The organism is Nocardiopsis sp. NPDC101807 (assembly GCF_044766605.1).
In the GTDB taxonomy this organism is placed as follows: domain Bacteria; phylum Actinomycetota; class Actinomycetes; order Streptosporangiales; family Streptosporangiaceae; genus Nocardiopsis; species Nocardiopsis tropica.
This window is the reverse complement of the sequence record NZ_JBIWMK010000003.1, coordinates 172671-192751: the sequence shown is the minus strand read 5'-3', so window position 1 is coordinate 192751 and position 20081 is coordinate 172671. Positions and strand designations below refer to the sequence as shown.

The following is a 20081-nucleotide window of genomic DNA, read 5'->3' as shown; positions in this document are numbered from 1 at the left end:
CACGGCGGCCCTCCGACGGGACGGCCGCCGCCCCGACCCGTGCCCGTGGCGCACCGCCACAGGTGCGGGCCGTCCCGCCTGCCATCCGCACCGAACCCCAGGAGCACCACTGTGACCCCAGCACCACCGGACCCGTATTCCGAGGAACGCGACCGCCTCGCCGCCACCCTGCACGGCCTGGAGGGCAGGATCGGGGCGCTGGCCGAGTCCCTCGGCTCCCACGACTCCGACTACCGCGAGGTCAAGACCTACATGGCGGAGAACCGGGGCGAGATCGACCCGGCCGAGATGTACCAGAACGAGATGATCCTGCGCGACATCGACGCCAGGGGCGCCCACGCCGTGCGCCTGCGCGAACGGCTGGAGTCGATGCGCAGCTCGCCCTACTTCGCCCGGCTCGACTTCACGGCGGACACGGCCGGCGCACCCGAGGCCCACTACATCGGACGCCAGGGGCTGCAGGACTCCGGCGGCACGGCGGTGGTGGACTGGCGCTCACCCCTCGGCGGGATGTTCTACGAGGCCGAGCCCGGCCGGGCCGAGTACGAGGCGCCTTCCGGACAGATCACCGGACGGATCGAGCGCAAGCGCCAGATCAAGATCGAGGACGGCGAGCTGCGGTTCGTCGTCGACACGGCGGACGCCATCCGCGACGACGTCCTGCTGGAGGAGATCGGGCGCACGAGCGACGCCCACATGCGCTCGATCATCGCCACGATCCAGCGCGAGCAGAACGCGATCATCCGCAACGAGTCGGACAGCACGCTCGTGATCCAGGGGGTCGCCGGCTCCGGGAAGACCTCCATCGCGCTGCACCGCATCGCCTACCTGCTGTTCCGGCAGCGCGGTCGGCTGAAGGCGCACAACATCGCCATCGTCTCCCCCAACGGGCTCTTCGCCGAGTACGTCTCCGAGGTGCTTCCCGAACTGGGCGAGGAGGCGGTCGTCGCCCTCGACCTCGCCGGCATCGCGCGCCGCCGGCTGGAGGGGCACCGGATGGGCTTCACCGACCCGGTCGACCCCGTCGAGCCGGGTGACGGCGCCGCGCACGAGCGGGCGCGCGCCAAGTCGACCCTGGCGTTCCACCGGTGGCTGGAGCAGGCCGTGGCCGAGGCGGTCCGGAACTGCTTCGTGCCCCGCGACCTGCGCGTCAGAAGCTTCCGGGTCGAGGCCGAGGAGCTGCGCACCCGGTTCGACCACATGGCGTCCGTGCCGGTCAGGGCGCGCCTTCGCGGGATCGCCGAACACCTCTGCCAGCGGGCCCGCCTGGAGGACCCCACCGCCGCCTCCCTGCCCAAGGTCGGGGAGGTGAACAAGGAACTCACCTCCATGCTGACCGTCAAGAGCACGCGGGCGCTCTACCGCGACCTGTACCGGCGCGCCGACGCTCCGACGGTCTTCCGGGCGCCGTCGGCGGGAACCCTGGAGTGGGCGGACGTGTACCCCTACCTCTTCGCCGCGGCCGCGTTCACGGGACTGGACACCGACAAGGAGATCCGGCACCTGGTGATCGACGAGATGCAGGACCACTCACCCACGCAGTACGCGGTGCTCCGGAAGCTCTACCGGTGCAACATGACCGTTCTCGGCGACGTGGCCCAGGCCCTGGGCAACACCGAGGACTACGCGCCGGAGGACCTCGGGGGGCTGTTCGAGGACGCACGCGTGATGGAGCTGAACCGCAGTTACCGCTCCACGAGCGAGATCATGGGGTTCGCCTCCGGCATCCGCGGCACCCACGTCACGACCATCGACCGCCACGGCGACGAACCCGGGGTGCTGGGCTTCGACACGTCCGTGGCGGAGGCCGGGTGGCTCGCCGAGGAGGTCGGCCGGTTCCGCGCCTCGCGGGAGGGACGGCTCGCGATCGTGACCCGGTCGCGCTCGCAGGCGCAGGACCTGCACCGGCTGTTGTCGGAGAAGCTGGAGGACCTCGCCCTGGCGACCGGCGGATCCCGGGGCGTGCTCGGCAACGACGTCACCGTGCTGCCCGTGGGCCTGGCCAAGGGGCTGGAGTTCGACGAGGTGATCGTCGCCCGGGCCTCGGCCGAGGAGTACGGCTCCGAGACCGACCGGTCGCTGCTCTACATCGCCTGCACCCGTGCCCTGCACCGGCTCACGGTGACCCACAGCGGTCGGCCGAGCCCGTACCTGCCGGTCTGAGGGCCGTTACCCGCCCGGACGTCCGGCCGGCCGGGGGCGGGCAAGGGCTTCGCGCACGCCGGGGTCCGTGCCCGCGCCCTACGCGGTCGGCCCCGTGACGGCGGACCACCGTTCGGCGAGGCGGTGGCAGGCGTCGACCAGCTCCGCGGGGGTCACCTCGGTGATCCCGGTGTCGAAGGTGGAGAGGATCCCGGCGACACCGGCCCACGACCACGCTCCCAGTGTGAGCCGGCAGTGGTCGGCGTCCAGGTGCTCGATGACCGACCCGCCGGGCGCCCAGCGGGCGACGACGCGGGCGGGCAGGGCGAGGCGCGCGGTTCCCATGCACGGCCAGTCGGTGGGGACGTCGCCCCGGTCGTGGCTGGTCATGACGAACCGGGCGACGTCACCCCCGGGGAGGGCGCGGTCGGTGAAGGGCTGCGTCGTCGGGCGGGGGACCAGCTGGTCCACACGGTGGACGCGCCAGGCCTCCTCGGCGAGGTCGTAGGCGACCAGGTACCAGCGCGCGGCCCACACGACCAGGTGATGGGGTTCCACGCGCCGGGCGGGGAGGAAGTCCCCGTCCCCGGGCAGGGCCCGCGACCCGTCGGCGCGCAGGGTCCGGACGGTGAGCACGTGCCGGTGGCGTACCGCTCGGCCGACCGCGGTGAGCGCGTCCGGGTCGACGGGCGGGGTGGGGAACTCCCAGTAGTTCTGCAACCTGGTCAGGTGCAAGGCCTCCATGGACGCCCGCACGCGGGCCGGCATCACCCGGGTGAGCGTCTCCAGCGCCCTGGCCGCGTCCTCGGCCAGGCCGAACACCGTGCTCGGAGCGGTCTGCAGGGCCACCGAGACCGCGAGCGCCTGATCGTCGTCGAACAGCAGAGGGGGGAGGGTGTGCCCGGAGCCGAGCCGGTACCCCCCGTCGGGGCCGCGGACGGTGGTGATCGGGTAGTCGAGTCCGCGCAGGGTCTCGATGTCGCGCCGTGCCGTGCGTTCGCTGACGCCGAGCCGGGACGCGAGTTCGCCCAGCGGCCACCGGCGCCGGGCCATGAGCAAGGAGAGGAGCCGCAGCGCCCGCCGTGAAGTATCCGCCACACGCCCCATTATGGGCAGTAGTGGACATTCGGTGGCCACTACATGGCCCATCCTCCTGCCTGACCGGGACCACCCCGGAACGGAGAAGGAGCGGAACCATGGTGCGTGTCGTCGTTGTCGGTGGCGGAATCGGCGGGCTCGCGGTGGGGGCCGGACTGCGCCGCCACGGGATCGAGGTGGCGGTGTTCGACCGCGACACCGACGTCGCGGCCACGGGCGGATACCACATCACACTCGACCAGCGGGCCCAGACGGCGCTGCGGGAGCTGCTCCCGCCGGAGGCCTTCGAGCGGCTGCTGGCGTCGTCCTCGGCGCTGCGGCTGCGCGACCGCGACGCGTTCTGGGACCGGCGCGGCCGCCTGCTGGGACACGGCCCGGACCTCGGCGCCGACCCGGGCGTGGACATCGACCGCATCACCCTGCGCACACTGCTCGCCGAAGCGGTCGGCGACGACCTCCACCTGGGCCGGACGGCGACCGGGGTCGGCCACGACGACCACGGGACGCCGCGTGTCGAGTTCGCCGACGCCGCACCCGCCACCGGCGACCTGCTGGTCGGAGCGGACGGCACCCACTCCCTGGTGGCCCGGCACCTGGCCGGCGGCCCCACGAACACCCCGGCGGGCATCATCGGCTTCTCCGGACGGACACCGCTCCCCTCGCTGAGCCGGAGCGAGCGGGAACGGCTGGGGCCGCGATCGGGCCTGGCGCTCGGCGGCCACGGCGCCGCACTCTACGTGGGCTACCTCGACCCCGTCGGCAAAGCCGCACTGGACAGGCCCGAACTGTGCATGGCGCTCACCACGGGCCCCACCTACATCTGGGGGGCCATGCTCCCCGAGTCCCCCGCCACCGACGCCCTGCGCGGCCTGCACGGCGAAGACCTGCAGGCGGCGCTGAAGGCCCGGTTCATCGAGCTGGGCTGGAGCGAGCACGTGCTCGAGGTCCTCGACCGCGCCGAGCCCGGCACCGTGGCCGCGTTCCGCTTCAACGCCGCGTCACCGCGGGCACGGGAGCTCGCACCGTGGCCCGCCGGCCGGATCACGGCGCTGGGGGACGCGGTCCACGCCACCCCGCCGACCGCCGGCATGGGGGCCGGCGCCGCCATCCGCGACGCGGCCGACCTGGTCGGGAACCTCGGCGGGACCGGATCCGACCCCGCCGAGCTCACTGCGGCCGTCGACCGGTTCGAGGCGGCCATGCGCCGCCGGGGCAGCGAGGTCATCACCCGGGGGATGATGACCGTCCGCTGGATCCTGGCCACCGACACCGTGCTCGGCGCGGCCGCCACCACCCTCACCACCCCGCTCCTGGCCGCCGCTGCCCGGCTGTTCCACCGCCGCTGAGGACCGGCCTGCGCCGGCGGACGGGCACCCTCGTCTGTCCGCCGGCGTCGGGCCGGGACGTCAGTGGACGACGGAGACGATCCGGCAGGCGGCCCCGGCCAGGCGGGTGTCGCCCTCGACGCGGGCGCGGGCCAGGGCGGTGTCCGGCTCGATGCCGCGGGTGCAGAGCCGCCAGGCGGTCTCGGCGTCCAGGTGGAGGGTCGCGGCCGGGTTCCGGGCGCCGGGCTCGGCCAGGGACCAGCGGTCCCCGGTGGCCGTGGCGGTCCACAGGCCGCCGGCCGGTCCGTCGACGTCCACCCGGACCTGGGTTCCCACCGGTGCGTCGACCTCGCGCAGGGTGTGGGGCAGGGCCCGCATGAAGGTGTCCAGGACCAGCGCCAGGGACCGGGGCTCGGGATCGGTGTCCTGGCCGGCGGCGTGGCGGATCTGCTGGCGGTGGGTCCAGAACTCGGTGAGCTCGCGGGCGCTGTCCAGCCACATGGGCGCCGGGTCGACACCGGCCCAGGACACCCCCGTCGACGGGGCGTCCGGGTCCGCCGCCTCGAAGAAGCGGACGACCTGGTGGCCGATCAACCCCAGGGTGTCCGTGAGCGCGGCCGGGCTCACCCGGCGGTGGGCCTCCACCCATTCCTGGTTGATGCGGTGGATGAACGCCTCCAGCGTCTCGCTCGCGGAGGGGGAGGGCCCCTCCCGGTGGCCGTCGCGGCCGCGGGCGAGACGCCCGTAGCAGTCGCCGAGCAGGTGCGCGGCGAGATCGCGCACGGTCCATCCCGGCACCGCCTCCGCACGCCAGTCGGCGGGCGTCAGCCCCCGCAGCGTGGCCGTCAGCGCGGCGTGCTCGGGGGCGAAGAAGCGCCGTGCGTCGATCGGGGCGCCGAACCAGGAGTGGTCCGGCAGGCCGCTGGGCTGGGAGGTCATGCCCGTAGCCTGCCACGCGCGGGGCCGTTCCTCCATCGGATATCCCGCCGTCGCGCCATCCCTGGAGACGTCGGGCCCCTACGGGGCCGGGGAGGCTCACGACAGGTTGTGGCGGTGTATCGACCGGTTCTGGCCTCTGGTAAATGCAGTTAACAGTGCAGTCAGATCGCCCCCGGTCGTCGCCGGAGAGCCTCCGTTGCCCTGGATATTTCCGATCACCATGCGAGTCCCTGGATGGCGCATTCAGTTTGGCCAGTCGGGTGTAATCCTCGAAATTTCGCTCAAGGGGGTCATCCATGCGAACGAGTCGATAGATGGGCCTCCTTGAAACAACCCCAATGCGAATCCTGAATCACTATATACAGCCGCACCGCCAAACCCCCAACCATTCTCGGTTGATGGGATTTCCAATTGCCATGACCCGTCTTCACTCCGGGGTCCCACTACGGTCCCAGTCTTCCACAGGCCGCCAAACTCGGGGAAGCCGTAGATCCTTACACGCTCTCCCTCTGTTGGATTCTTCCAGCTTGCGTATGGTCGCCCGATCGACACACCGACAGGCTGGAGGACAGCCAGGCCATCCAGGTCAGAGGAAGAAGTCCACGCCAGATCCGCATGGAATTCGACTTTGTGATCGATTGAGTGAACCCGAATTGTTTCACTCTCTTTCGTTATTACGTCTACGACGAATTTGGCTGTGAGAACTCTCCCGTCTCTCAGGACGACCCCTGCCCCTATGGGATCGTCCCCTATTGATATCCGAGCGCGTGAAATCGACGGAGGGGACGACCGCAGGGTGCCGTCGAATTCAGCTGTTCGGTACCTCTTGAGATGCTCCCCTACTTCATTCTCCACATCGTCAACACCCATTGCCCGTTCTCCGAGCCAGCGTGCAAGGCTCTCAGCCTGCCAGAGCGTTGGCCAGACGCGTCCGTTCAGAACTTTGGAGACGAGATCCCGGTTCATCGTGGCTCGGAAATCGCCCTCAGACAGGCCGTGGCTGATCATGCGCACACTCGGCCGGTCAGCTTCTCGGTACAGCGCATGGAGGCCTTCGAGGAAGGTCCGGCGAGGCCCCTCGGGGAACTCGCCGACCGACGGTAGCTCCACGCCCCGCGCACCTCTACCCGACATGTTCGCTCCTCCTGTCACGATGTGTCAGAAAGTGTCATTCCCACAGTAGGCGCATCGGACTCCCACGCCAGGTCATCGCCCTGTGTTCGGCCATGTGTCAGAAAGATGTGAGGCACTCCTCGTGTGACCCCTTAATGAGAGCGACGGATGACCGAAGAAGGAGGGGACATGATCGAGATGCGCGCGGCGCTGATCCTGGTGGCCAGCATGGGGTGCGCGGCCCTGGCGGGGGCTTTGCGATTGGCGGCGGGGGCCTCCTGGCCCGACGCGCTGCTCGCGGCCGGGGCCGCATTCGGTGCGGCGCTGGGCGTCCTGGTACTGGTCGTCAAGCACGACCGTTCACCGGGAGAGCCGTGAGGAGCCCTCGGGGTCGAGGAGGATTGCTGCAGGATTAAGCGGTAGAGCCGTGACCTGCCCATTTAGGCCCCAGCCGAAGGCTGTTGCCAGCCCGCGATCGTTGTACGGAAGATGTGACCGTCACATCGATCCCGGTATCTCCTGCCCTGTGGACAAAGGATTCCCATGCGAAAAACTCTGGTCTCACTCGTCACGGCCACCACCTTCCTCGGCGCCTTGGTGGCCATTTCCCCCGCCTCAGCGGCAGCACAGGCAGCAGGACCGAACCGGGTCCAGGTCTCGGCTACCTGCTACACCGCCAACACCGACCTCTACTGCGACAACCGAGCTCCCTCGAATCTGTACCAGCACCGCAGGACCACCAGTGCGGTCGTCGACGTCCTGGAGACCTCCTTCAGCTGGTTCCAGTGCTGGGGACGCGGGGACAGCCACGCTGGTGGCAACAATGTCTGGTACTGGACCCAGGGCGACCGAAACGGTCGTTTCGGCAATATCCCGGCAGTCAACGTATTCACCACGGTCGACCCGCCCGCCGGAATCAACCAGTGCTGAACAAGCTGTCCGGGCCGAGTTCTTCCACGACAGCAGGTGTGGTTGAGGTAGCGCGCGTTGTGGTTCGGAAGTTCCCCACGCCCTCGGCAACAGGCGCCGGGGGCGTGATTTTCCTCAACCTCACCTCTGATAAGTGAACCTTGCCGGCAGGTCGGCAACCCAGGACGGCTGGTTCGGGCGCGCGGCGGCCCCTGTGCCGTGCCACGTGGCACGGGGGGCGTCGTGGTCGGTCCGTGGCCTTCGGCGGGGTCTGCCGCCAACGGCGGCGGCAATCCCCGCCGCCCCTCGGTGCCGCCCCGGGGCGCCCCGGTGGCGACGGTCGGCCGCGGCCGTTCCTGGGTGTCAGGTCCCCGTCGGTGGTGCGCTCATCGCCGCGGTCAGGAACGTGATCGCCCAGTGCCGGGCCGCCTCACCCGCTGCCGGGGACGCGCAGCCGGGGGAGGGCCGCTGGTAGACCTCGGCGCGGTCCACGGCCGTCACGGCGAGGATCCCCCGCATCCGGAACCGCAGTTCCTCGGGGGAGAGGCCGGGCAGTGCGCGTCCGAAGGCCGCCAGGTAGCGCTCGCGGACCGTGTCCTCGGCCGCGCCGGTCCAGCCGCGCACCTCCTCGGCGGGGTCACCGAGGATCGTCACGATCAGCCGGGACGTCCGGGCGCCGCCCTCGTCGCCGGCCTGCATCTCGTCGAACAGCGGCCCCGCGAACGCCTCCACCAGATCGGCGACCGCGGGGTCGGGAGTCCTGGCGAGCAGTCGGTCGAGCCCGGCGCCCTGCGCGGCGTTGATGGGCTCGACCACGCGGCGGGCGACCGCGGCCATGAGTTCCGCCTTCGAGCCGAAGTGGTACCCGACGGCGGCCAGGTTCGCCCCGGCGAGGTCGGTGATCGCGCGGACCGAGGTGCCGCGGTAGCCGCGCTCGGCGAAGAGGTGTTCGGCCGCGTCGAGGAGCTGGGTGCGGGTTTCAGGTGACGCCATGTCTGCGTACACTACAGACGTTTGATTCAAACGAACGTTTGATTGAAACCTGAGTGCGGAGGAGACCGCCATGAAACTGCTCGTGTACGGCGCCGGGGTTCTCGGCAGCCTGTTCGCCGCCCGTCTGCATGAGGCCGGGCACGACGTCGCGCTCCTGGCGCGGGGCGAGCGCCTGGCCGCCCTGCGCAGACACGGCGTGCAGCTCGCCGAGGAGGACGGACCGGCCGTCAGGCGGGTGCCGGTGCCGGTGGTCGAGCACCCGGACGGCGGGTACGACCTGACCGCGGTCCTGGTCCGCGCCCATCAGGTGGACGCGGTGCTGGAGTCGCTCGCCGGTCTCCAGGGCGACGTGCTGTTCCTGCACAACTGGGCGGGCGGCCCGGAGCCGCTGGGCTCGGTGATCGGCCACGAGCGGGTGCTGCTCGGCTTCGGCACGGACGGCGGCACGATGGACGGCGACGTGGTCCGCCACCGCGCCGACAGCTTCATCACCCGCCGGGTGGCGATGCCGATCGGTGAACCCGACGGCCGGACCACCCCGCGACTCGAACGGATCGTGCGGACGTTCCGCACCGCCGGGATCAACGCCAGGGCCGAGCCGAGGATGGATGCCTGGCTCAAGACACATGCCGCGTTCGCGATGCCGCTCGAACAGGCGGTGTACACGGCGGGCGGTCCGGCGGCGCTGGCCGACGACCCGGACGCGGTCCGCGGCATGCTCCGCCTCATACGGCAGAACCTCGCCGCCATGTCGACGCCGCCGGTCCCTCGCGGGTTCTCCGCGTTGCGAGTCCTGCCGGAAGGACCGCTCGTGGCCGTGCTGCGGCGCTTCCTGCGAAGCCCGACGGCCGTGCACAGCGGACTCAGCAACGCCTCGCCCGCGACGGCGGCCGAAATCGCGCGGCTGGCCGAACAGATCCGCGCCCATGCGAAAGACCGGTAGGCGGCTGCGTTTCTTCCGTCGGATCACATGCGCGGGGGCGGACCGAGTGCGGTGGAAGGGGGCGACGGCGCGCTCGAAGGGATGGATATCGGCGGGCGGGACGGCGATCAGTCCCCGCCGCCCCCGCCGTCGCCCCCGTCACCGGAGCCGCCGCTGTAGCCCGCGCCGCCGCTGCGGTCGATGCCGTGCTTGCGCTTGTACGCCCGCCACTCCCGCTGCTGCCGGTTCCACACCTGCCTGCTCATCCCCTTGGGACGCCGGGGAGTGTTCTGGTCCTCTCCGCCCACGAGGATCATGAACCCGAGTGTCACGACGATCGTCACGACCACGGCTACCAGGGTCAGGAGACCCTCGAGAATCGCGCCGACCGTGCCGACCACGGCGCCGACCACCTCCTGGGCGTCTGGATGGGTGACGGCCCCGATCAGGGACAGGAACGCGGCCCCGGCGGCAGCCCACAACGCGATGGTCAGGAGGTCGCGGATGCGGTTCCGGTGGCGGGCCCCGTCCAGGTAGTCGGTCGCCCAGACACATCCGACGCAGACGAGCGCGTACACGGCCAGTATCGCCAGGAAGCCCTTCGTGCCGGTGCTCTCCGGCTGCGCGTGCGCGTGGCCGAGCAGGATCAGGGTCATGGCCGCGCTGCCGCCGGAGGTCGCCGCCGCCACCTGCGTGAGTGTGTCGTCGCGGTCCTTGAGGAGCTTTTCCTGGGAGGCACTGACCATCTTGCTGTAGGAGCCGACCACGACCCACAGCAGCCAGGCGGACGCGAGCGCGCACCCGGTCACGATCAGCAACATCTCCGGCATGGCGGTCCTCCGCGGAGTGACGGTGGTCCGCTCCCTACCCGCCCCCGCCCCGGCGACGACCGACGGCGGTGGCCGGATCAGGACACCGGCCGACCCCGAGCCGGGGCCGCGTCGGCGATCCATGCCGACGCAGGCAGGCCGAACAGGCTCGGAGGCCGGTCCCGGCGTTCGCACGGGACCGCCGCCTCGCCGACCCGTGTCGTCCGGGTCGCGCCGACGGAGGACGCGCTGGTGTACCCGGAGGCGAGGGCCTCGGCCGCGCCGCAGGGCGGTGGCTCCCCCGGAGGCGTGAGGTCGGTCCGCGGTTCTCCTTCTCGAGAGGGAGGCACCGACGACGGGGTCCGTGTTGGCTTGGGCAATGACCTCCTCCGCTGCGCCCACAGCTGATCGTTCCCCTGTCCCTCCACCACCCGGCGCTGCCGTGACCGCGATCGGTCTGCTGATGGCCCTGTGGTGCGTCGGGTTCGCCGTCTTCAACGTCGTCTTCGAGATCACCGACCGTTTCGATGACGGCGCCTATGCCGACTACAGCTCCGCGATCACCGTGATGAACTGGCTTGTCGTCGGGCTGAAGGCGCTGGGGGCGGCCGTGGCGCTGCTGTCGGTCGCCAAGCGCCCGACGTTCGTCCCTACCGCTCTCCTGGCCGTGTCGGTGTGGGCGGTTTTCGCGACGCTCGGCCTGTACGCCACGGGCAGTGTCGTACAGGTGGTCGGCATGGTTTCCGGTCTGGCGGGCGGGTCCGACCTGATCGACGCCGCCGGTGTCGGCTACGTGCTCCTCTTCCTGCTGGCCGCGGCCGGTTTCGGGGTCCTGGCGGTCTCCCACTCCCGGCGGCACGGCCTCCGGAAGGGGTTCGCCGTCCTCGGAGTGCTCGGCGCACCCGCCGTGCTGGGCCTCGTCCTGCTGGCCGTCCCGGCGCTGCTGGCCGCCCTCGGCCTCATGCCGGCACCCTGACGACCCCTGACCGGCTTTCACCGTCCGAGGACGACCGGGACGGGGAGAACGCGAACCCGCGTCCACCGGGCGGCTGCGCTCGACGCGCGGCCCCGGCACGGATGTCCTCGCCGGGGCCGTCCGGCTTGCGGGCGGCCCCGCACTCGGTGACACTCTTCTCTTCTGGCCGATACCCCACCGAGGACGGACACACGAGATGATCACCAGCCGACGGCACCGGGGACTCTGGGTGGCAGCCGGCCTGGGGCTGGCACTCACCGGCTGCCTCCGTCCGGCTCCGCTCGAACCGTCCGGCCCCAGCGCCTTCCCACCGTGCTCGGACATCAACGGCCGGCTGATCGCCGATGTGGACAACGACGGCCACCCCGACCGCATCTCCGGCACCGAGGGAATGGGCGCCGACCTGGCCATCGCCTTCGGCGAGGAATCCGGGTTCGCGGAACCGCGGACCACGGGAGTCCTGCTCGGAAGCGCACGTGAGGAAGAGGAGGAGGTCGTGGCGGCGGTGGCCGACTTCGACGGCGACGGGTGGCTCGACCTGGCGATCGCGGCGACCGCCCCCGTCCTAGGAGACGACCCGGTCCCCTCCAGGGTGGCCGAACTGCGCCTGGGGCCCTTCTCGGACCGGGGGACCGGACAGCGCACCGACGAACTGGACCTGGGAACCACGTTCGGCCTGCGCGTGGTCGACTTCGACGACGACGAACACCCCGACCTCGCCTCGTACCACTACGACGGGGACGGCGTGTACGGGACGGGCGCCCTGCTGGGCGGTGAAGACGGGCTGAGCGACCAGGACGCACGCTTCGCCGACTTCGACTTCCCCGGCTACAACCTTCCCCGGGCAGGACCCGAAGAACACCTTCCCCCCTCGGCCTCGGACCGGTTCCACCCGGCCTGCGACGCCTGACCAGGGCACGCTCACCATCTGACCCACTGCGGCACCGGCCTCGCCACCAGGCCTGGCGAGGATCGACCGGCGGCCCGGCGGCCCGGCGGCCCGGCGGCCCGGCGGCCCGGCGGCCCGGTGGCCCCGCGGCCGACCAGGTCGAGAGCCCGAGGAACAGTCCGGACCGTCACCGGTCCCCGTGGGGCTCATCCGCTGGGTACGATGACCGGCATGTCCTCCTGAACGTGTGCACAGCCCTTCTCCACCGCCGGGCCCGGGTGAGTCGCCCCGGTCGTCCCCGCCGGTGGTCCCACACGTACCCGGAGGAACCCCGTGAACTCCCTCTTCGCCGCCCTGTCCGCCATGGCCGAGCGCCCCGCTCCCTACGCCCGCCTCACCACGGCGGACCTGTGGACCGACCCGCACATCTCCGAGCGCATGCTCGCCAACCACCTCGCCCCCGAGGTCGAGGCCGCCTCCCACCGGGGCGAGTTCGTCGACCGCGCCACGGAATGGATGGTCGGGCACTTCGGCCTGGGGGCCGGTTCCCGCGTGGCCGACCTCGGCTGCGGCCCGGGTCTGTACACCACCCGCCTGGCGCGCGCCGGAGCGCACGTGCTGGGGGTGGACTTCGCCCGGCTCTCCGTCGACCACGCCGAGAGGACCGCGCGGGCGGAGGGCCTGGACGCCCACCACCTGTGCCGCGACTACCTGTCCCTGGACCTGGGGGAGCGCTTCGACCTGATCGTGATGGTGATGCGCGACTACTGCGCGATGGCGCCCGGGGACCGTTCCCGGCTGCTCGGGGTGGTTCGCCGACACCTCGCCGACGGAGGCGTCTTCCTGTTCGACGTGGACGCAGAACCGGCACTGGACCCGGTCCGCGAGGAGGCTGTCTACGCCCCCGACCTCATGGGCGGGTTCTGGGCGGACCGTCCCTACCACGGCTTCCGACACACCTTCCGGTACGACGGCGAGCGGGTGGGCCTGGACCGCTACGACATCGTCACGGCGGATGACACGAGGGTCTTCTACAACTGGGTCCGCTACTTCACGCCCGACACGCTCGCCGCCGAGCTGGCCGACAGCGGATTCGGGATCGCTGAGGTGCACGGCGACCTGGCGGGCGCCCCCCACGATCCGGCTTCGGGGCAGTTCGCCGTGGCGGCCCGCCTGTCGTCCTGACCGCCCAGGGGGAGGACCGGTCCGGGTCCTGGCGGTAGGACCCGCCTGTGTCGGGCCCCGGCCGGAGGTTCCGGGCGGGGCCTGCCGCGCCCTCTGCGGTCTTGGCGGGGAGGGCCGGGACCGAAGGCGGCGCGAGCGCCCACCCGGCGCCGCACCACGTGCGGCCTGCCTGGAACCTCTCGTTCCCCGGAGCCGCACTCCACCAGGGCAGACGGCCCGGACCGCCGGTCCGCTCCGCACGGCCGGACCGGCCTGCCCCCGCACAGCGGGAACGTCGCACCACGGCCCTTCCCCGGCTCGCTCGGCGAGGAATCGTCCGCCCTCGCACCGGACGGAGCGTCAGGCCCGCGTCGCCTCCAGCACCTCGTCGAGCGCCTGGAGGACCGCCTCGGGCTGCTCGTGGGGGATCTGGTGGCCGGCCCGCTCGGCGACGGCCACCCGGCCCTGCGGGGACTGCTCGGCCAGGGCGCGGTGGTCGGCGTCCAGGTGCTCCAGGTGTGCCCGGGGCATACGCGGACGTCTGCCCGCCGTCACGACGCGCACGGGTACCGGTGGCAACCCGACCTCCCGCCGTACCCGGGCGGTCTCCTCCATGGCCTGCGGCATCCCGGCCAGGACGGTCGCCAGCTCGCGCAGCTCCTGCGCGTTCGGGCCGCCGAACGCGGCACGCAGGCGCAGCGTCCGTGACACCGCACCGAACGACAGGCGGCGTACCGGGCCCGGGCCCGGAGGGGTTCCGGCGGCGGTCGGGTCCACGAACACCAGCCCCGACACGTCCTCGGGGTGGCGGGCGGCGTGGACCTGGGTGACGAGCCCGCCGTAGGACCAGCCGAGGAAGACCGCGGGCAGTTCCAGGCCCAGGGCGTGCACGAGCCGGTGCAGGCCGTCGGCCGCCTCGGTGACGGTGGCGGCCTGCGTTCCGCCGGACCGGCCGACGCCGGCGCGGTCGTAGGTCACCACGGTGGCCCGCTCGGCCAGCATCCGTTCCAGGTCCCGCCCCCAGGCGCCCACGCCCTGGCCGGAGCCCCCGCTCTCCAGGACCACCGTGGGGCCCTCGCCGACGATGCGTACGCACAGCGCGTGCCCGCCCACGTCGACGGTGATCGGCGTCGGTGCGCCGCTGTTTCCGGAACCCTCGCCGTCCGCCATGGAGTCAACCTATGTTGACTCGCGCCAGTGGTCAATTCCAGTTGACTTCCTTGGGCGTGCGGAGGCCCCGTGCGCCGGAAGACGGCGGGGGAGAACCATCAGGGGGCGCGGCGGCCCCGCTCCGCCCCTCGGCCGACGGCGGGACCGGCCGCCAAGCAGGGCGGAGACGCGGTGCGGCCGCTCGGTCCGTGTGCCCCCGGAAGCCCCCGGCGGTCCGCTTCCGCGAACGAAGGACTGCGGAAACTCGCCCCGCCCCGAGGACCTCCCGGGCGTCAGTTCCGGCCCGGGCCGGTCTCGGGAGCGGTCAGCGGATCCCGGCTCTCCCGCCCGTGGGCCGTGCGGGGCGCGGACCAGCTCGCGAGGAGCTTGAGCCGTTCCTCGTGCGCGGTCCCCGGCTCGGCGGTGTAGAGCGACAGGTCGTGCACGGCCTGCGGCGAGGTCGGCAGGTCCAGGGACCGGAAGGTCAGCTCCAGATCGCCCGCCTGCGGGTGGTGCAGGCGTTTGACGCCGTCGTGGCGGATGCGCACGTCGTGCGAGGCCCACAGGGCGCGGAAGTCGTCGCTGAGGGTCGACAGCTCCCCGATGAGCTCCCGCAGCGCCCGGTCGTGGGGTTCGCGTCCGGCCTCGGCGCGCAGCAGCGCCACGGTCATCGCGGCCCCCGCCCGCCAGTCCGCGAAGAAGTCGCGGGAGGCCGGGTCGAGGAAGTGGTAGCGGGCGAAGTTGGCCCGCCCGTGGGCGGCCGTCGTCGGGCTGGCGAACATCGGCGCGTGCAGGGCCCTGGCGAGGGCGTTCGTCGCGACCACGTCGAGTCGGCCGTTGCGCACGAACGCCGCCGACATCGTGACGGAGTCCAGCATCCACTGCACGGGCGGCGCGAGGGCGACCTCGCGGCGGCGGGTCGCCTTGCGGTGGGCCGGACGTGCGGCGCGGGCCAGGTCGAACAGGTGGGTGCGCTCCTCGTCGTCGAGGCGCAGCGCGTGGGAGACCGCGTCGAGCACCTCTTCGGACACACCCGCGATGTGGCCCTTCTCCAGACGGGTGTACCACTCGATGCTCACACCGGCCAGGACGGCGACCTCCTCACGACGCAGCCCGGGGACACGGCGGCGGGTACCGGGGGGAAGCCCCACCTGTTCCGGGGACAACTTGGCCCGTCGACTGGCGAGGAAGCCCCTGATGTCCGCGCGATTGTCCATGCCGTCCACGATAGGCGCAGGTGAGCGCCTCAGGGGGGTTGAGGTTGTACCCCCATGAACGCAACCTTCTCCGTGTCGGCGGCGGCCGGTGAAGTGGGTGGTGACAGCGAAGGCACCACCACGACACGAGGTTCGCCATGCACGACGAAGCCACACGGGTCTCCCGTCAGAGCCGTTCGTCCCGTCTCCCCTTCGTCGTCCACGCCCTGGCGCTGGGAACGTTCCTGATGCTCACGACGGAGTTCGTCGTGGCCGGGATCCTGCCCGACATCGCCGCCGACGTGCGGGTGAGCGTCGCCCGGGCGGGCATGCTCATCACCGTTTTCGCGGTCGGCATGATCGTGGGCGCACCGCTCATGGCCATGCTGACCCTGCGGATGCCCCAGCGGGTGACGCTCGTGCTCGCCCTGGGCGTGTTCGCCCTCGGGCACGTGATCGTCGCCGTCGGCTCCGACTTCGGGGTACTGCTCGCCGCACGCTTCCTCACGGCGCTGGCGACCGGTGCGTTCTGGGCCGTGGCCGCGGTGGTCGCCACCCGCGTCGCCGGCCCGGGCGCGGGCTCGCGGGCCGTGGGCGTCGTCAACGCCGGAGGGATGCTCGCAACTGTCCTGGGCGTTCCGCTCGGCGCGTTCGCCGGACAGCTCGTCGGCTGGCGCGGCACGTTCTGGGCGCTGGCGGTGCTCGCGGTCGCCGCGATGCCGGTGATCGCCCGCCACGTCCCCCGCGGCGGCGCCGGGCACCGGTCGGTGTCGATCCGCTCGGAGCTGGCCGCCCTGCGCTCCGGACGACTGTGGCTGGTGTTGGCGGCCTGCGCGGCCACGACCGGCGGTGTCCTGGCCGCGTACTCCTACGTCACCCCGCTGCTCACCGGGCAGACGGGCGTCCCCGCCGACCTCGTTCCACTGGTGCTGGCCGGTTTCGGCCTCGGCTCGCTCCTCGGGTCCGTCCTGGGCGGCCGGCTCGGCGACACCCGCCCGCACACGGTGACGATCGTCGCGCCGGCGGCGACCGCCCTGATCCTGTTGACGCTCTGCCTCGTCTCCAGCGCGCCGATCCCCACGACGATCCTCCTCGTCCTGCTCGGACTGTTCGGCCTCGGCGCGAACCCGGTGCTGATCTCGCTGGCGGTCCGCTACGCCGCCCACGCGCCCACCCTGGGGTCCTCCCTCGGCGTCGCGGCCTTCAACTCCGGCACCGCGGCCGCCTCCTGGATCGGCGGCATCGCCCTCGGCACCGGCCTGGGCACCACGGGCCCTCTCGCCGTCGGAACGGCCATCGCCGCCCTGACGCTCATCCCCGCGACCGCACTGGCCGTGCTCCATCGCCGCCGTGACACGGCGGCGCGCCCCGGGGCCGCGAACGCCCTGTCCTGACCCGCACACCTCCGCCGCACCCGGCGGTTCCCGGTGAAGAGCACCACCGAAAGAGAGAGCGACCATGCGCGCCACCCTCATGTACCGAGCCGGAGACGTCCGCGTCGAGAACGTGCCCGACTCCCGGATCAAGCACTCCACCGACGCCCTGGTCCGCATCACCGCGTCCTGTGTCTGCGGCAGCGACCTGCACCCCTACCGCTCCATGACCGCCGCCGAGGGCCCCGCCCGGATGGGGCACGAACTCATCGGCGTGGTCGAGGAGGTCGGCCCGGACGTGGCCACGCTCACCCGGGGCGACCTGGTCGTCTCGCCGTTCGCGGTCTCCGACGACGTGTGCGCGTTCTGCCGGGAGAACCTGCAGACCTCCTGCTCCCACCACGAGGCCGGCTTCTGGGACGGCATCCCCGACGAGGGCGGCCAGGCCGAGGCGGTCCGTGTGCCGCTGGCCGACGGCACCCTGGTGAAGCTGCCGGTCGCGCCCGACTCGGCCCTGATCCCCTCGCTGCTCACCCTGGCCGACGTGCTGGGCACCGGCTACCACGCAGCCAGGGCCGCAGGCGTGGCCCCCGGTCAGAACGTCACCGTGATCGGTGACGGAGCGGTGGGCCTGATGGCGGTGCTCTCGGCCAAGCGCCTGGGGGCCGAGCAGATCGTCCTCATGGGCCGCCACACCGACCGCACCGACCTGGGCCGGGAGTTCGGCGCGACCGACGTCGTCGCCGAGCGCGGCGAGGAGGGCATCGCCAGGGTCCGCGAGCTCACCGGCGGCCACGGCTCGCACGCCGTCCTCGAAGCGGTCGGACACATGCCCGCCTACGAGCAGGCGCTCGGTGTGGTGCGCCCCGGCGGCGTGATCAGCCGTGTGGGCGTCCCGCAGTACGAGCAGGCGCCGGTCGGCTTCGCGAGCCTGTTCCGGCACAACATCCGCCTGGCGGGCGGGCCCGCACCGGTACGCGCCTACATCGAGGAGCTGCTGCCCGACATCCTGGACGGGACCATCGAGCCGGGCAGGGTCTTCGACGCCGCCACCGACCTGGACGGCGTGCCCGCGGGCTACAGGGACATGGACGACCGCAGGAGCCTGAAGGTCCTCATCAGGCCCTGACGCACAGCTCGCCGGGTCCGCCCACGGCCGTGGGCGGACCCGGGCCCTGCCCTGTCCGGTCCCCGACGGGAACCGGACGGGGCGCTCCTGTCGGCCGCCCCGGCGGGGCCATGTTTGGGGGTTCCACGGCCTCGGGGTGAGTTCTCCGTTCTGTGCCGCACGCCTTGAGCCACTTGTCCGTAGCGTCCCGGGTGCGGCGCACTCCCACCCGTGGGGGAGCCCTATGCCCGGAAAGGTGGCCCACGGGGCCGGGAAGAGCCGCGGTCGCGGGGCGACGGTGCGCAGCGCCGTCCCGGAGCCGGCGATTCCGGCCCGCTTTCGTGTGACGGGGAACGGACACCGGCCACCGTGCGTCACAGAGGTCATCAGAACTGAAGAAGGGTGACGCCCGTGAGTCAGGTGCCCAGCGAAGTCGTGCTCAAGACCAACCGGGGCAAGGCCTGGATCATCCTGGGCCTCGTCGCGGCCTCCTCGGTTTTCGCGACCGTCAACATGGGCGTCGAGCTCGGGGCCGGGGCGGCATGGTTCACGGGAGTCGTGTGCGCCGCGATCATTCTTTTCGGGATCGGGCAGCTGTTCCTCGGCAAGACCGCCGTGACGGAGCACGAGCTCGTGACGCGGGGGCTGTTCTGGCACCGGCGCATTCCGCGGGAACAGGCCGTGCGCGTGGTTCGGGTGACCATCAAGGAGCCCAGTACGTCGGCGTGGGACAGCCTGTACGTGCTCGACGCGCGCGGTAGGAGGCTGTTCTACGTCAGCGACGCCATGAGCACGACCGCGGAAGTGGACCGAGTCGTGGAGGTCCTCGGTCTGCCCTGTGAGCGTCTGGAGGGACAGCGCACCTTCGCCGAGCTGGCCCGGACCCACGGCCACATGATGTCGTGGGTGGAGCGCAACCAGAAGGCGATGGTGCTCATCGTCATCGGTTCCCTGTTCCTGCTCTGCGTGGTCATCTTCCTGGTCATGGCTGTGCTGGACGCGCTGGGCTACGTGTAGCCCGATCGGAGGGACGGCAGCTGCCCGGACGGTCGCTGACCGAGACCCCCGGCGCTCCCTGCGGGACGGCGGACACCCAGACGAGGCCGTGTTCGGCGGCGGCCGTACCGGGCCGCCGCGCTCGGGGCAGACGCTTCCGAACGTGCCCGCGAGCCGTTGCGTGCCGAACCGCGGACCGACCCCGACCGGATCGCCGCCCGCGGCTACGGCACCGGCGGCGACATCGGGCTGGAACTCGGGCGCGACGGCGTCGACCTGCTCGCAGAGTGCCTCGCGCTGAAGGGGCGACCCGGTCGGCGGCGGAGGGCGTCCCCGATTCCGCCGGCGGGCAGGGACGGGCGCCGGTGACCCTGGGGCAGGAGGGGCGTCCTCGGGAACGGTCGCCAGGCCGAGGAGCAGGCGGATCCACATGGTGCGGTGGGGCTTGACGACGAGTTCGCCCTCCACACGGGCCACAGGGGATACCGCCCTTCTTCAGTTTTAGACGTCTTTGTGGCGCACGGGGCCCGGTTTCCGTTCCCTGTGGACCGATGTGTTCCGGGGCGAGGCGGACGGGGTTCGGCCGTCGGGGGCGCGCGGTCCCGGGGCCGGCCTCTCTGCTCTATGCTGTCCGTCATAAGTTACTTGCCGGTAGCATCCCGGGTGCGGCGCATACCCACCAGCGGGGGAGTCCTACGCCCGGAGAGGTGGCACATGGGGCCGGGAGAGAGCCGCGGTCGCGAGGCGACGGTGCGCAGTGGCGTACTGTCCCCGAGCTGCGGGCTGCCCGCGCCGCGCAGCGAGCGCCCGGACGCCTCCGCCGCCGTCGAGGGCGCAGCGGTCATGCGCCGCGCCGGGCACGACACCGCGCCGCTCCGAGCCTCCGGCGAGGAGGGCCACGACCCGCCGACCCGTGTTCCGCACCCGCACCGGACCACCGGTGAGGGGCGGTCCCGCCCCTGACACCGTCCGCCACCACG

Annotated in this window: 19 protein-coding genes; 12 read left to right on the top strand and 7 right to left on the bottom strand. The window is 72.1% G+C overall.

The genetic code is table 11. The annotated features are described in order from the left end of the window. Positions 1-111: 111 nt before the first annotated feature. Entirely contained in the window at positions 112-2163 is a 2052-nt protein-coding gene (locus tag ACIRPH_RS10275; RefSeq protein WP_402912013.1) for a HelD family protein, read from the top strand. Positions 2164-2241: 78 nt separating this feature from the next. On the opposite strand, the gene ACIRPH_RS10270 is transcribed toward ACIRPH_RS10275, so the two are convergent. Next, the gene (locus ACIRPH_RS10270; protein ID WP_402913276.1) at positions 2242-3249 is read right to left on the bottom strand and encodes a helix-turn-helix transcriptional regulator; all 1008 of its coding nucleotides are present in this window, start codon (positions 3247-3249) and stop codon (positions 2242-2244) included. A gap of 89 nt (positions 3250-3338) precedes the next feature. Between ACIRPH_RS10270 and ACIRPH_RS10265 the strand changes: the two genes are divergently transcribed. Further along, positions 3339-4586: an FAD-dependent oxidoreductase gene (locus tag ACIRPH_RS10265; RefSeq protein WP_402912010.1), complete on the top strand. Its 1248-nt coding sequence runs from the start codon at positions 3339-3341 to the stop codon at positions 4584-4586. 60 nt (positions 4587-4646) lie between these two features. On the opposite strand, the gene ACIRPH_RS10260 is transcribed toward ACIRPH_RS10265, so the two are convergent. Together ACIRPH_RS10260 and ACIRPH_RS10255 are read right to left on the bottom strand one after the other, a co-directional pair. Continuing rightward, positions 4647-5504 (bottom strand): maleylpyruvate isomerase family mycothiol-dependent enzyme, encoded by an 858-nt coding sequence (locus tag ACIRPH_RS10260; protein ID WP_402912007.1) that lies wholly within the window; start codon positions 5502-5504, stop codon positions 4647-4649. Positions 5505-5747: 243 nt separating this feature from the next. Next, complete coding sequence (locus tag ACIRPH_RS10255; protein ID WP_402912004.1) at positions 5748-6614, bottom strand: hypothetical protein; 867 nt, start codon at positions 6612-6614, stop codon at positions 5748-5750. 192 nt (positions 6615-6806) lie between these two features. Between ACIRPH_RS10255 and ACIRPH_RS10250 the strand changes: the two genes are divergently transcribed. Beyond that, positions 6807-6995 (top strand): hypothetical protein, encoded by a 189-nt coding sequence (locus ACIRPH_RS10250; protein ID WP_402912002.1) that lies wholly within the window; start codon positions 6807-6809, stop codon positions 6993-6995. Positions 6996-7160: 165 nt separating this feature from the next. Continuing rightward, complete coding sequence (locus ACIRPH_RS10245; RefSeq protein ID WP_402911999.1) at positions 7161-7547, top strand: hypothetical protein; 387 nt, start codon at positions 7161-7163, stop codon at positions 7545-7547. A 342-nt stretch (positions 7548-7889) separates the two neighbouring features. On the opposite strand, the gene ACIRPH_RS10240 is transcribed toward ACIRPH_RS10245, so the two are convergent. Further along, positions 7890-8519, bottom strand: a complete 630-nt coding sequence (locus tag ACIRPH_RS10240) for a TetR/AcrR family transcriptional regulator (RefSeq protein WP_402911997.1) — start codon at positions 8517-8519, stop codon at positions 7890-7892. Positions 8520-8589: 70 nt separating this feature from the next. Between ACIRPH_RS10240 and ACIRPH_RS10235 the strand changes: the two genes are divergently transcribed. After that, complete coding sequence (locus tag ACIRPH_RS10235; RefSeq protein ID WP_402911994.1) at positions 8590-9462, top strand: ketopantoate reductase family protein; 873 nt, start codon at positions 8590-8592, stop codon at positions 9460-9462. Positions 9463-9569: 107 nt separating this feature from the next. On the opposite strand, the gene ACIRPH_RS10230 is transcribed toward ACIRPH_RS10235, so the two are convergent. Then, complete coding sequence (locus tag ACIRPH_RS10230) at positions 9570-10271, bottom strand: hypothetical protein (protein WP_402911991.1); 702 nt, start codon at positions 10269-10271, stop codon at positions 9570-9572. 421 nt (positions 10272-10692) lie between these two features. Between ACIRPH_RS10230 and ACIRPH_RS10225 the strand changes: the two genes are divergently transcribed. The 3 genes from ACIRPH_RS10225 (at position 10693) to ACIRPH_RS10215 (ending at position 13300) form a co-directional block, all read left to right on the top strand. Next, positions 10693-11226, top strand: a complete 534-nt coding sequence (locus ACIRPH_RS10225) for a hypothetical protein (RefSeq protein ID WP_402911989.1) — start codon at positions 10693-10695, stop codon at positions 11224-11226. Between the two features lie 196 nt (positions 11227-11422). Next, positions 11423-12136, top strand: coding sequence for a hypothetical protein (locus ACIRPH_RS10220; RefSeq protein ID WP_402911988.1), 714 nt, complete (start codon positions 11423-11425; stop codon positions 12134-12136). Positions 12137-12448: 312 nt separating this feature from the next. After that, a complete protein-coding gene (locus tag ACIRPH_RS10215; RefSeq protein ID WP_402911986.1) occupies positions 12449-13300 on the top strand; it encodes an SAM-dependent methyltransferase in 852 nt (283 codons plus the stop codon). A gap of 339 nt (positions 13301-13639) precedes the next feature. On the opposite strand, the gene ACIRPH_RS10210 is transcribed toward ACIRPH_RS10215, so the two are convergent. After that, positions 13640-14449, bottom strand: a complete 810-nt coding sequence (locus ACIRPH_RS10210) for an alpha/beta fold hydrolase (protein WP_402911983.1) — start codon at positions 14447-14449, stop codon at positions 13640-13642. A gap of 272 nt (positions 14450-14721) precedes the next feature. Continuing rightward, a complete protein-coding gene (locus tag ACIRPH_RS10205; protein WP_402911980.1) occupies positions 14722-15645 on the bottom strand; it encodes a helix-turn-helix transcriptional regulator in 924 nt (307 codons plus the stop codon). A 137-nt stretch (positions 15646-15782) separates the two neighbouring features. On the opposite strand from ACIRPH_RS10205, the gene ACIRPH_RS10200 reads away from it, so the two are divergent. The 4 genes from ACIRPH_RS10200 to ACIRPH_RS10185 all read left to right on the top strand — a co-directional run bounded on the left by ACIRPH_RS10200 (position 15783) and on the right by ACIRPH_RS10185 (position 20064). After that, on the top strand, positions 15783-17018 hold the full coding sequence (locus tag ACIRPH_RS10200; RefSeq protein WP_402911978.1) for an MFS transporter: 1236 nt from the start codon (positions 15783-15785) through the stop codon (positions 17016-17018). 64 nt (positions 17019-17082) lie between these two features. Next, on the top strand, positions 17083-18126 hold the full coding sequence (locus tag ACIRPH_RS10195; protein WP_402911976.1) for a zinc-binding dehydrogenase: 1044 nt from the start codon (positions 17083-17085) through the stop codon (positions 18124-18126). 390 nt (positions 18127-18516) lie between these two features. Then, positions 18517-19122 carry a hypothetical protein gene (locus ACIRPH_RS10190; protein ID WP_402911973.1) on the top strand — a complete coding sequence of 202 codons (606 nt, stop codon included), beginning with the start codon at positions 18517-18519 and terminating at the stop codon, positions 19120-19122. Positions 19123-19851: 729 nt separating this feature from the next. Continuing rightward, on the top strand, positions 19852-20064 hold the full coding sequence (locus ACIRPH_RS10185) for a hypothetical protein (RefSeq protein ID WP_402911971.1): 213 nt from the start codon (positions 19852-19854) through the stop codon (positions 20062-20064). The last annotated feature ends 17 nt before the right edge of the window (positions 20065-20081 follow it).